This is a genomic window from Wenjunlia tyrosinilytica (assembly GCF_014646055.1).
Lineage (GTDB): Bacteria > Actinomycetota > Actinomycetes > Streptomycetales > Streptomycetaceae > Wenjunlia > Wenjunlia tyrosinilytica.
In genome coordinates, this window is sequence record NZ_BMMS01000032.1 from 80,824 (window position 1) to 92,122 (window position 11,299).

Consider the following 11,299-nt stretch of genomic DNA (forward strand, 5'->3'; position numbering starts at 1 on the left):
ATGTCCTCATTTCTCGCGGATGGGGTCGTGGGTGGTCGTGTCGTGGGTGGTGGTGTCGGGGGCGGTCGTGTCGGGCTCACGGCCCGGCAGGCCGGGGGCGGCCTGGACGACGAGTGCGGCGTTGAAACCGCCGAAACCTCGGGCGAGCACCAAGGCGTTGCCTACCGGGGCCTCCCGCGGGCGGTTCCGTACCAGGTCCACGCGGTAGTCGTCGGGCAGCCGGTGCACGCCGACGGTCGGGGGGATGACGCCGTCGCGGATGGCGAGCAGGGCGTTCACCACGTCAAGGGCGCTCCCGCCGCCGTACAGCCGACCGGTCATCGTCTTGGGGACGGTGACCGGCACGCCGTAGGGTCCGAACACCGCGGCGAGGGCCGCCGCTTCCTGCCGGTCGCGGTCGGGCACGCCGGATCCGTCGGCGAAGACGACATCCACCTGCTCGGGCGTGATCCGGGCGTCGTCGAGCGCGGACCGCACCGCGCGGAGCAGGCCGGGGGGCCGGTCGGAACCGGGCGGCGGATCGAAGGTCGCGGCGTATCCGGCGATCGTCCCGTAGAGCTGCGGAGCCGAGCGCGCGGCCGCGGCACGTGCGTTCTCCACGACCAGCATGGCGCCGCCCTCCCCCGGAACGTAGCCGTCCGCATCCGCGTCGAACGGCAGGTAGGCGCGGTCGGGGGCATCCCGGGCGCTGAGGATCCCGCTGGAGAGCTGGCAGACCCAGCTGTAGGGGCACAGCGGGGCGTCGGTACCGCCGGCCAGGACCATCCGGGCGTCGCTGCGGAGCAGACGCCGGGCATGTCCGAGCGCGTCCAGGCCGCCTGCCTGCTCGGTCGCGATGACGTTGCATGGGCCGCGCATCCCGTAGCGGACGGAGATCTGGCCCGTGGTGGCCGCGTAGAACCAGGCGATGGACTGGTAGGCGCTCACATGGCGCGGGTTGACCTTCCACAGCCGCTCGATCTCGCGCTGGCCGAACTCGACCCCGCCGGTGGAGCTCGCGGTGACGATCGCCATCTCGTAGGTGGGCAGTTCGGCCGGATCGAGACGGGCGTCGGCGAGCGCCAGCGCGGCCGCGGCCAGGCCGAGCTGCGTCCATCGGTCGGTCTGGGCGATCAACCGCCCGGGGACGAACTCCGAGGCCGTGAACCCGGGTATCTGGCCGGCCACCCGGACCGGATAGCGCGCGGCGTCGAACCGGGTGATCGGGGTGATGCCCCGGTGCCCTGCCAGGGTGGCCCCCCAGTGCGCCTCGGTGCCGAGCCCGCAGGGCGAGACGACCCCGAGACCGGTCACCACGGGGGCGTCGTGGGGAGGGCGCGAGAGGACCTCCGGGGATGCCGGGTGGACCGCGGCGCTCGTCATGGCGACCCGCCGAATGGCCGGCGCAGCAGCATGGCGCTCTGGAATCCGCCGAACCCGCTGCCGACGGTCAGGACCGTCTCCAGGACCGCCTCCCGCGCCTGACACGGCACGTAGTCCAAGTCGCACTGGGGATCCGGGTTGTGCAGGTTGGCCGTGGGCGGGACCACCTGGTGCCGCAGCGCCAGCGCGCAGGCGGCGACTTCGATCGAGCCGATCGCACCCAGAGAGTGCCCCACCATGGACTTGATGGAGCTGACCGGCACCCGGTACGCGTGCTCGCCGAGAGCCCGCTTGAACGCCGCGGTCTCGTGCAGGTCGTTCTGCCTGGTGCCGGAACCGTGGGCGTTGATGTAGTCCACCGCGGTCGGGTCGAGGCGCGCCCGGTCCAAGGACACGGTGATCGCCTCGGCCATCTCCCGGCCGTCCGGCTTCAGCCCGGTCATGTGGTAGGCGTTGCTGCGGTTGGCGAACCCGGCGATCTCGGCGTAGACCTGGGCTCCGCGGCGGCGCGCGTGCTCCCGCTCCTCCAGCACCAGGACGGCCGCACCCTCGCCGAGCACGAAGCCGTCCCGAGTCAGGTCGAAGGGCCGGGAGGCGTGCTCGGGATCGTCGTTGTTGGGTGAGGTCGCCCTGATCGCGTCGAAGCACGCGACCGAGATGGGGGAGATCGGCGCATCCGCGGCACCGGCGACGACCACGTCCGCGCTGCCCTCGGTGACCAGCTGGGCGCCGTGGCCCACCGCGTCCAGGCCCGAGGTGCAGCCGGTCGAGATCATGCCTGCCGGCCCCTCCGCGCCGACCGTCCACGCCACCTCGGCGGTGATCGTGCTCGGTATCAGGTAGCCGTACAGCTGCGGCACGGCATAGGTGTGGTCCACCTGCCAGTGCTTGCCGCGGTCGCTGACCACGACGTACTCCTCCTCCAGCCCCATGGTGCAGCCGACGGCGCTGCCGATGCTGACCGCGATCCGTTCGGGGGCCACCTGCTGGCCGAGGCCGAGGCCGCTGTCGGCCAGGGCGTCCCGCGCGGCCACGACCGCGAGCTGGCAGGCGCGATCCATCCGGCGGATCTCCTGCGGGCTCAGCCCGAATGCCTCCGGTGCGAAGTCGCACTCGGCCGCGATCTGGGACCGGTACTCTCCCGGGTCGAAGAAGGAGATCCGTCGGGTGGCGGTCCGCCCGGCGGTCAGGAGCTCCCAGAAGGCCTTGTTGCCCATTCCCCCCGGGGCGAGCACCCCGATGCCGGTGATCACCGCCCGCCGGGTCATCGGGTGGTCTCCCGGGCCGCGGCGGCACCGGCCCCGGAGTTCTCCCCGCCGTCGGTGTCGACATGCCCCAGTTCCGGCTTGGGTGCCAGCGGACTGCAGCAGAAGACCACGGACGCCGCCTCGGCGCCGTTGTTGACCAGCCGGTGGCGGTGGTATTTCGGGACCAGGACCGCGTCCCCGGGCTCGAGCCGCTCGGATTGGTTCTCCAGGTGCAGTAGCACGGAGCCGGAGACCAGGTAGAGGAACTCCTCCGAGTAGGGGTGGTAGTGCTCCCGGGTGCTCTCGCCGGGATCGAGGGTGAGCGTGCCGAGGAAGCCGGAGCTCGCCTGCGCCGTGCGGGGGCTCAGCAGCACCCGGACTTCGCCGCCTCGGGCCCGGTTCGGGGTCACATCGCCGGCGCGGATCTTGCCGATACAGGGGCTGGACACCGTTACCTCCTGGTACGGGGTCTGGACTGGGCGGCAGCAGGGCCGCTCGGACGGGCCCGGTGCTAGGCGGCCCAGTGGTAGAAGCGCGTGGCCAGGGAGTCCTTCGGGCCGCTCCAGTTGGACGTGTAGGGCCGCACATAGGGTGCGAGCTTGGCGTTGACGTCCCTGAACAGCGGGTGGTCATTGACCTCGTCGAGGCTGCGGACGACGTCTTGTTCCGCCTCGACCAGGTGCAGGTAGAGGTCGTGGAAGCGGAACACGCTGCGTGCGCGGGCGCCCATCATCCGCGGCAGTTCGGTCGCATCCGACTCGGCGAAGATGTCCTTCACCGCCTCGGCGTCGGTGGGATCCATCCTCGCGACGATCAGCATTCGGTGCACGTGCCCTCCTCGCTACCGCACTTGCGGCCGCCGGCCTCGTGATCACTGCGGCCTGCGGGGATCGGCCTGCGGCGGAACACCGCGAGGCTCGCAAGGGTGTGTGGACCGCGTGTCGACGCATCGTTGAGGCGCCCGGGGCTTCACGCCTCCTCCATCCGGCGTCAACGCAGCGCCGCGAGCCTCCAAGCGAACGGCGAACGGCGAACGGCGAACGGCGAACCGTTGACCGCCGTGCCCAGTCTCGATCGGCCCGTCATCACAGGGGGTCGGAAGGCGACGCAGACGAAAGGGGCAACACGACGTGCTGGCCGAGGTGTTGAGCGTGACTGTGCTGGGAGGAAACGGGATCGCCGCCGGCGTACTGCTGTGCGTGGCCTTCAGCGTGGTGCCCGCGTTCGCGGCGATGACGGCCGCCGACTATGTCGAGGCGCACCAACTGCTGGGACGCCGGTACGACGCCATCATGCCGCCGATCGTGATCGGCTCGGTCCTGGCGGATGTCGTGCTCGCCGTGCTCACCGAACCCACCGCAGCCCGGGTGACGTTCGCTGCCGCCGCGGCGCTGCTGGCCGGTGTCGCGCTGATCTCCCAGACCCGCAACGTGCCGATCAACAAGCGGGTGAAGGCGCTGGACCCGGCGGCGGTCGGCCCGGAATGGCCGGACCCGCGGCGGCTCTGGCGCGGATGGCACCTGCTGCGCACGGCGTTAGCCCTGGCCGCTCTCGTGGCCACCGCGTCCGGTGTCGTCCTCGGATGAGGGGCACCGGCGGGGACCGCGCCCCGGCGGTCCGGGACCTGACGGAACGACAGGCGGCGGACGCCGAACCCATGGACGCTACGAAGGAGAAACGCATGCAGGATCTGACCGACTGCGACGAGGAGTTCGACGTCGTCGTCATCGGCGGCGGCCCGGCCGGTGCCTCAGCGGCCGGCCTTTTGGCCCAGCGCGGTCACCGGGTACTGGTGCTGGAACGCGAGAGGTTCCCGCGCTACCACATCGGGGAGTCCCTGATCCCGGGCTGCCTGATCGTGGTCGAGGAGCTGGGACTGACCGAGCGCCTGGCGGACATGGGCTTCACCCGCAAGTACGGCGGGACCATGGCGTGGGGCAGACAGCAGCAGGTGTGGGGCTTCGACTTCGCCGAGGGCGGCCCGTTCCGGAACACCTATCAGGTGCGGCGGGCAGACTTCGACGCGCTGCTGCTGACCCGGGCCAGAGAGCTGGGGGCCGTCGTCGTGGAGGAGGCAACGGTCGGCGAGCCGTTGATGGACGGCGACCGGGTCACCGGGGTGAGCTACACCCTGCGCGCCGCCAAGGAGACGCGACAGGCCCGAGCCCGCCTGGTGATGGACGCGTCCGGGCAGGCCAGGGTCCTCAGCCGCCGACTCGCCGACGTCAGCTGGCACGACGATCTGCGCAACGTGGCGATCTGGTGCTACCTCCAGGGCTGCGACCTCTACCCGGGCGAGCGGGCCGGCAACATCCTGGTGGAGAACGTGCCGGGCGGCTGGTTCTGGTTCATCCCGCTCAGCGACGGCACGACCAGCGTCGGCTACGTCACCGCGACGGCCGAGGCGGACGCGTCCGGCCTGACCCTGCCCGAGCTGTTCCACGAGCAGATGGACGCCACCACCGAGCTCAAGCGGCTCGCCGCGTCGGCCCGCCCGGTGAGCGCGTTCCGCACGGCGCGGGACTGGTCGTACACCGGCTCCCGCTTCCACGGGCCGGGCTGGGTCTCCGTCGGGGACGCGTCCGCGTTCATCGACCCGCTGTTCTCCACCGGCGTCACCCTCGCCACGATGTCCGCGCGAGGGGCGGTCATGGCGGCCGACGCCGTCTTGCGGGGCAAGGCGCCGGAGGAGGAGGCGATGGCCCGGTTCGAGACGGCGCACCGGGAGTTCCTGGACAACATCCTGGCCTTCGTCAAGGGCTTCTACGACCGGTCCAAGGACCGGGAGACCTACCACAGGCTCGCCCAACGGATCATCGACCCGGAGGAGACGTTCCCCGCGCACCAGGACTTCGTCCGGCTCATCTCCGGCCTTGCAGGCAAGCCCGTGGACGCCGTGGCCCCGCCCCAAGTGGTCACCACGTGAGGAGAGCCGCGATGACCGAGCAGCGCGCCTCATCGGCCCGGGGGAGGGTACGGCCACGGACCCCGTCGCCGGTGGTCCGCGGATGTGTCAACCCGGTGATGCGCCGGCTCCTGGACGGGCGGTGGCGGATACGCCCGCTCGACGGGCTGGCCGTCCTGCACTTCAGCGGGCGCCGGACCGGCCGCCGGTTCCGGGTACCGGTCGGCCTGCACGCCCTCGGTGGCCACGAGCTCGTGGTCGCGACGTCCAGTGGCTGGCGGCACAACCTGCACGGCGGCCGGACAGGCGTGGTCAGCTGGCGGGGCCGCCGTCGTTCGGCCGACTTCTGGCTGCTCACCGACCTGGACCTGGTGGTCGCCGGCTACCAGGAGCTGATCGGCCGGTACGGGGTGCACACCGCGCGCCGACGCCTCGGCCTGGTCATCGAGGGCGACACGGTCCCGGACCGGTCCGCGATCCGGGAGGCGGTGGTTCGCCACCAGATGTCCCTGGTCCTGCTTCAGCTGACGGCGCAGCCACGCCGACAGCCCGGACAGGTTGCCCGCAAGGCCATGCCGTAGGGGCCCTGTCGGACAGGGCGCGTCCCGCCCGGCAACGCACCGACGGCCTGCACGGCGACGACGGCGGCGACGGCGGCGGCTCAAGACGGCCGGAAACCAAAGAAGGGACGATCGATCCCATGTGTGGAATCGCCGGATGGGTGGACTTCGAGCGGGATCTGCGCTCCCGACAGTCCGCTGTCCGCGTCATGACGGACACGCTCGCTGCGCGCGGCCCGGACGACGAGGGGATATGGGCGGACCGCCACGCGGTGCTCGGGCACCGCCGCCTGGCCGTGATCGACCCGGTTGGCGGGCAGCAGCCGATGGCCGCCGGGGACGACACTGATCCGCGAGCGGTCATCACCTACTGCGGGGAGGTGTACAACCACCGCGAGCTGCGCGCCGAACTGGCCGCGCGGGGGCACCGGTTCCGGACCCGGTGCGACACCGAGGTCCTGCTGCGTGCCTTCTTGGAGTGGGGCGCGGACTGCGCCACCCGGATGGACGGCATGTTCGCCTTCGCGGTATGGGACCCGGGGGCCCGGGAGCTGACCCTCGTCCGGGACCGGCTCGGGGTGAAGCCGCTCTTCTACTACCCCACCGGCACGGGTGTGCTGTTCGGATCGGAGCCGAAGGCCGTCCTGGCCCACCCGCGGGCCGAGTCGGCGGTGGACGCGGACGGCATGCGAGAGCTGCTGGTGCACGGCCGGACCCCTGGCCGTGCACCGTTCCGGGGCATGCGGGAGGTGCGGCCCGGCCATGTACTGCGGGTCACCCGGGAGGCGACCACCGAGCGGCGGTACTGGTCGCTGACCGCGAACCCGCACACCGACGACACCGCGACCACGGTGGCGACCGCGCGCGAGCTGCTCCAGGACGCCGTGGGCGGTCAGCTCGTCGCGGACGTCCCGCTCGGGCTGCTGTTGTCCGGCGGCATCGACTCCAGCACGCTCACGGGCCTGGCCCACCGCTGGTACGGGCATGAGGGGGGCTCCACGTCGCGGACGCGGACGTTCTCCATGGGCCTGACCGGCTACACCGAGAACTTCCAGCCGCACCCCAGCATGCGGGGGACGCCGGACGCGCCCTATGTGACCACGGTGAGCGAGCACCTCGGCACCGACCACACCGAGATCCTGCTCGACGCCTCGGCGCTCGCCGATCCGCAGGTCCACCGCGCGGTGCTGCTGGCGCAGGACGTGCCCACTCCGCTCGGCGACATGGACACCTCGCTGTACCTGCTGTTCCAGGGGATGAAACAGCATGTGACGGTGGCGCTGTCCGGCGAGGCGGCGGACGAGGTGTTCGGAGGGTATCCGTGGGCGTACGACCGCACACTGGCCGACGCCGGCACCTATCCGTGGGTGGCGTTCGCGCAGCGGCAGAGCGCGTCGAGCGCGGGCTTCGGCTGCGGCCTGCTCGATCAGGGCCTGCTCGGCGAGCTCGACGTCCTCGGCTACGGGGTCGACGGCTACCGTGCGGCGTTGGCCGAGGTCCCGGAGCTGGAGGCGGAGAGCGCGGACCGCAGGCGGGCCCGGCAGGTCGAGTACCTGGTGCTCACCCGCTGGCTGCCGCCGCTGCTGGACCGCAAGGACCGGTTGGGCATGGCCGCCGGCGTCGAGCTGCGCGTGCCCTACTGCGACCATCGGCTCGTGCAGTACCTGTACGACGTGCCGCTCGAGGTCAAGCGGCTCGGCGGGCGGGAGAAGGGGCTGCTGCGGGCGGCCGCGGCCGACCTGCTGCCGAGCTCGGTGCTGAACCGGCCGAAGAGCTCCTACCCGGCCACGCAGGATCCCGAGTACGGCCGGCTGGTCCAGGAGCGGTTCCGGTCGCTGATCGCTGCCTCCGATGCTCCGGTCGCCCCTCTGCTCGATCGGCAAGCCGCCCGCGATGCCGCAGCCGCTCCCGCGCCGACGGGCGCGTTCGCCTGGGTCCAGCGCTCCAACATGGAGATGGCGTTGCAGTTGAACACGTGGCTCGAGGCGCACGACGTCCAGCTGAAGCTCTGACCGGCCCGACCGTCGCCGAAGCCGCTGCCCGAACCGATGCCGCAGGCGGCGATGGGCCAGGACGGCCCGTGGCCGCCTCATCCGCAGTTCCCGTCGACCGAGCAAGGAGTCCGCCGTCATGCCCAGGACCGCAGCCACCCCCGAACAGATCGGGGAGTTCTTCGATCAGGCCAACCATGCGCTCGAAATCGTCACCGGCCGCAACTTCCACGTCGGCTACTGGACCGGACCCGAGGACGACAGCTCGCTGGAGGAGGCGACCGATCGCCTCACCGACCAGATGATCGAGTCCATCCGCGTCGGGCAGGGCGACTTCCGGGTGCTGGACATCGGCTGCGGCCTTGGCCGGCCGGCGCTGCGGCTCGCTCGGGCCACCGGCGCGCTGGTGACCGGCATCAGCGTCAGCAAGGAGCAGATCGCCCACGCCACCGCGGCCGCCAAGGCCGAAGGGCTCGCGGATCGGGTCCGATTCCAGTACGCCGATGCCATGTCGCTGCCGTTCGACGAGAACTCGTTCGACGCGGTGTGGTTCTTCGAGTCGATCATGCTGATGCCGGACCGGGGTGAGGCGCTGCGGCAGGCGGCCCGCGTGCTGCGGCCGGGGGGCAGGATCGCACTGACTGAGCCGTTCGAACGGGTTCCGGTGCCGGCGCACCGTCGTGATGCGGTGGACGCGTGCATGGCGAACTTCCGCACCACGTCGATCGTCCAGCTCGACCGCTACCCCGGGCTGTTCCGTGAGGCGGGCCTGCGCCTGGTGGAACTGCGCGACATCACCGGCAACACGATCACCGGCAGCATGACCCGGTACATCGACGCGTTGCTGTCGAACCAGCCCGAGGTCACCGACAGCGTCGGCCAGGAGACCGCCGAGCGGATGATGCGTGGCTTCGAACGGCTGCAGAACACCCCGGAAGTGGGATACCTGCACCTCGTCGCCGTCCGCGTCGGCGACGGGCAGCCCTGACCACCCGGCCGAGCGTGGGACGCCCGCGCCTCGGCCGCCCGGAACCGCGCGCCGCCCGTTGCGCACCGCCCGGCCGGCAGCCGGCCCGCACCCTGCCCACGGCCACGCTCGGCGCGTTCTCCAAACCCTTCCGAAGGGAGGGGAGCGGGGGCACGGTGCCGTGACCGGCCAGGAGGTACCTGGTCGGTCACGGCATCACGCGGTGCACCGTCTCATCCGGCTGGAGCCGGACCCTCGACCTGGTCGGTGTGCAGCAACCGGCGCAGAACCAGACCGAGTTCGCGCTCCGGGTCCTTCGCCCCGGCTGCCGAACGCCAGGCGATGAAGCCGTCCGGGCGGACCAGGACGGCGCCGGCGGGACCGACACCGTACGCGGCGTTCCACCCTCCGGCCGGATCGGCCAGTTCCTGCCTCGGGCCGACTCCGAAGGTCGCCAGCGGCACTGCGAGCGCCTCACCCACACGCCCGCCGGCGCGCCGCCAGGCGCCGCCGGCTTCGCCCGTGGCCAGGACGAACCCGCGACCGTAGCGGTCCAGGATGGAGACGGGTTCGCCGTCGAGCCGGAGCACGACGTGGGGTGCCCGGGTGCCCGGTCGGCCGGTCGGATGCCGCGGGTCCTCGCACGCGCCGCCTTCGGCCGCCGCGCCGTCGTCGTCCACCTCGGTCTCGGGCAGCAGCGCGCCCGAGGTGTACCGATATCCGAGCGTCATGGTGCGCTCGTCGATCAGATCCCGCCCGTGCCCGGCGTATGACTTCTTGCCGTCACGCAGCGCGAACCGCTGCACGGCCTGCCGCATGGTCAGGCCCGCGACGGGGCGTCGCTCGGTCTGGTAGGTCTCCAACAGGCCGGTCCCGGCCACGCCGCGCAGCACCAGCGCCAGCTTCCAGGCCAGGTTGTGAGCGTCCTGGATGCCGGTGCTCGCCCCGAAGGCACCCGACGGGGGCATCACGTGCGCCGCGTCGCCGGCCAGGAGCACCCGGCCGAGCCGGAAGCGTTCGCAGACCCGCCCGGCCATCTCCCAGGACAACGCCTGATCGGAGTCGACCTCGACCGGCAGATCGGCAACGCCGACGGCCTCGCGTACCAGCCGCACCCACCGTTCCCGGGTGAAGTCGGCCGGGGACTCGCCGCGCTCCGGCGCGTAGGACACCCCGAGCGCCCACCGCTTCTCGTTGTCGATCGGGATGATCGTTCCATGGAGCCCCGGCTGGTTGACGTAGCAGACCACGATGCGTCGGCCGCGCAGCGGTCCGGTCAGATCCGCGGTGAACGGGACGCTTACCACCGAGCTGATCGTGCCGGGGCCGTGCTGGGCCACGCCGAGTCGCTCGCGGATCGGGCTCCGGCTGCCGTCCGCGGCGATCAGGTAGTCGGCGAGCAGCCGCCGCTCGGCACCGGTCGCCCGGTCTCGCAGCACGGCCTCCACCCCGTCGGGCCCCTCTGCCCACCAGGACAGCTCGGTGTTGAACCGGATGTCCGCGCCGCCGGCCTCGGCCCGTCTGCGCAGGATGGGCTCAAGGCGGTCCTGGTCGATCATGATCCACTGGGCCGGGCTGATTTGCTCGATGTCATCGGGGGTGGGCCGCTCCATGCGCAGCAGTTCCCGGCCGGCCAGCGACTCCACGTGGACAAGCTCGGAGTTGCCGGCGATCGGCGAGCGGTGGGCCTGGATCTCCTGCTCCAGGCCGCTCACCGTGCTGAACAGTTCCATGGTGCGCGGGTTGACCGCCCGGGCCCGCGGATGCACCGACGAGCCGGGGTGCCTCTCCACCAGCATGGGGCGCACACCGTGCTGGGTCAGAAACAGCGCCGCGGAAAGGCCGGTCGGCCCACCTCCGACGATCAGGACCGAAGTCTTCTCCTCGGGCATCACTGCCCCACCTTTCTGACGTGGTCCGAACTGGTCTTCGCAAGGTCGGTGGACCCGGCTGTGGCCGGCATGGCCGAGCTCCTCGTCGGCCCAACGTCGCGCCGCGTCAACGGCGCCCGATCGCCAGGGTGTGGGAGGTCAGCAGGGGGCGGGTCCCGACCTCGGAGAACCCGGCCTCGCGCAGCCACTCCAGGCACTCGGCCGCGGGGTACTCCGAGCCGCCGCCGGTCGAGCAGACCAGCCGGTTCAGGCTGTACAGCCGGGCGGTGACGTCCGGTCGGCACGCGTGGTACATCCGGTCGTAGACCAGTAGCGTCCCGCCGGGGTCGAGTGCCTCGTAGGCCCGCTCGATCAGGGCGCGGCGCCGGTCCGGGT

At 71.8% G+C, this 11,299-nt stretch carries 10 protein-coding genes and 1 pseudogene; 5 read left to right on the forward strand and 6 right to left on the reverse strand.

Translation table 11 applies throughout. The annotated features are described in order from the left end of the window. Nucleotides 1-6: 6 nt before the first annotated feature. The 4 genes from IEY86_RS28975 to IEY86_RS28990 form a co-directional block, all read right to left on the reverse strand. Entirely contained in the window at nucleotides 7-1,362 is a 1,356-nt protein-coding gene (locus IEY86_RS28975) for a ketosynthase chain-length factor (protein WP_189134852.1), read from the reverse strand. Next, nucleotides 1,359-2,630: a beta-ketoacyl-[acyl-carrier-protein] synthase family protein gene (locus IEY86_RS28980; protein WP_189134853.1), complete on the reverse strand. Its 1,272-nt coding sequence runs from the start codon at nucleotides 2,628-2,630 to the stop codon at nucleotides 1,359-1,361. Before IEY86_RS28980 ends, IEY86_RS28975 begins: the two co-directional genes overlap by 4 nt. Then, nucleotides 2,627-3,058: a cupin domain-containing protein gene (locus IEY86_RS28985; protein ID WP_189134854.1), complete on the reverse strand. Its 432-nt coding sequence runs from the start codon at nucleotides 3,056-3,058 to the stop codon at nucleotides 2,627-2,629. Before IEY86_RS28985 ends, IEY86_RS28980 begins: the two co-directional genes overlap by 4 nt. Before the next feature lie 62 nt (nucleotides 3,059-3,120). Then, nucleotides 3,121-3,429 carry a TcmI family type II polyketide cyclase gene (locus IEY86_RS28990; protein ID WP_189134861.1) on the reverse strand — a complete coding sequence of 103 codons (309 nt, stop codon included), beginning with the start codon at nucleotides 3,427-3,429 and terminating at the stop codon, nucleotides 3,121-3,123. Nucleotides 3,430-3,760: 331 nt separating this feature from the next. Between IEY86_RS28990 and IEY86_RS28995 the strand changes: the two genes are divergently transcribed. The 5 genes from IEY86_RS28995 (at nucleotide 3,761) to IEY86_RS29015 (ending at nucleotide 9,053) form a co-directional block, all read left to right on the forward strand. Then, the gene (locus IEY86_RS28995) at nucleotides 3,761-4,195 is read left to right on the forward strand and encodes an anthrone oxygenase family protein (protein WP_229698852.1); all 435 of its coding nucleotides are present in this window, start codon (nucleotides 3,761-3,763) and stop codon (nucleotides 4,193-4,195) included. A gap of 95 nt (nucleotides 4,196-4,290) precedes the next feature. After that, nucleotides 4,291-5,535 (forward strand): NAD(P)/FAD-dependent oxidoreductase, encoded by a 1,245-nt coding sequence (locus IEY86_RS29000; RefSeq protein WP_189134855.1) that lies wholly within the window; start codon nucleotides 4,291-4,293, stop codon nucleotides 5,533-5,535. Nucleotides 5,536-5,546: 11 nt separating this feature from the next. Then, nucleotides 5,547-6,095: a hypothetical protein gene (locus IEY86_RS29005; protein ID WP_189134856.1), complete on the forward strand. Its 549-nt coding sequence runs from the start codon at nucleotides 5,547-5,549 to the stop codon at nucleotides 6,093-6,095. A gap of 119 nt (nucleotides 6,096-6,214) precedes the next feature. Beyond that, nucleotides 6,215-8,086, forward strand: coding sequence for an asparagine synthase (glutamine-hydrolyzing) (gene asnB, locus IEY86_RS29010; protein ID WP_189134857.1), 1,872 nt, complete (start codon nucleotides 6,215-6,217; stop codon nucleotides 8,084-8,086). Nucleotides 8,087-8,204: 118 nt separating this feature from the next. Next, entirely contained in the window at nucleotides 8,205-9,053 is an 849-nt protein-coding gene (locus IEY86_RS29015; RefSeq protein ID WP_189134858.1) for a methyltransferase domain-containing protein, read from the forward strand. Between the two features lie 212 nt (nucleotides 9,054-9,265). On the opposite strand, the gene IEY86_RS29020 is transcribed toward IEY86_RS29015, so the two are convergent. Together IEY86_RS29020 and IEY86_RS29025 are read right to left on the reverse strand one after the other, a co-directional pair. Next, nucleotides 9,266-10,924 (reverse strand): FAD-dependent monooxygenase, encoded by a 1,659-nt coding sequence (locus tag IEY86_RS29020; protein WP_189134859.1) that lies wholly within the window; start codon nucleotides 10,922-10,924, stop codon nucleotides 9,266-9,268. A 106-nt stretch (nucleotides 10,925-11,030) separates the two neighbouring features. Next, nucleotides 11,031-11,299: pseudogene (locus tag IEY86_RS29025) on the reverse strand (methyltransferase); the annotation flags it as partial.

Bases quoted from the DNA above. Each gene is read 5' to 3' on its own strand.
- IEY86_RS28975 (WP_189134852.1), bottom strand. From the start codon at position 1,362: ATGACGAGCGCCGCGGTCCACCCGGCATCCCCGGAGGTCCTCTCGCGC.
- IEY86_RS28980 (WP_189134853.1), bottom strand. From the start codon at position 2,630: ATGACCCGGCGGGCGGTGATCACCGGCATCGGGGTGCTCGCCCCGGGG.
- IEY86_RS28990 (WP_189134861.1), bottom strand. From the start codon at position 3,429: ATGCTGATCGTCGCGAGGATGGATCCCACCGACGCCGAGGCGGTGAAG.
- IEY86_RS29000 (WP_189134855.1), top strand. From the start codon at position 4,291: ATGCAGGATCTGACCGACTGCGACGAGGAGTTCGACGTCGTCGTCATC.
- IEY86_RS29005 (WP_189134856.1), top strand. From the start codon at position 5,547: ATGACCGAGCAGCGCGCCTCATCGGCCCGGGGGAGGGTACGGCCACGG.
- asnB (WP_189134857.1), top strand. From the start codon at position 6,215: ATGTGTGGAATCGCCGGATGGGTGGACTTCGAGCGGGATCTGCGCTCC.
- IEY86_RS29015 (WP_189134858.1), top strand. From the start codon at position 8,205: ATGCCCAGGACCGCAGCCACCCCCGAACAGATCGGGGAGTTCTTCGAT.
- IEY86_RS29020 (WP_189134859.1), bottom strand. From the start codon at position 10,924: ATGCCCGAGGAGAAGACTTCGGTCCTGATCGTCGGAGGTGGGCCGACC.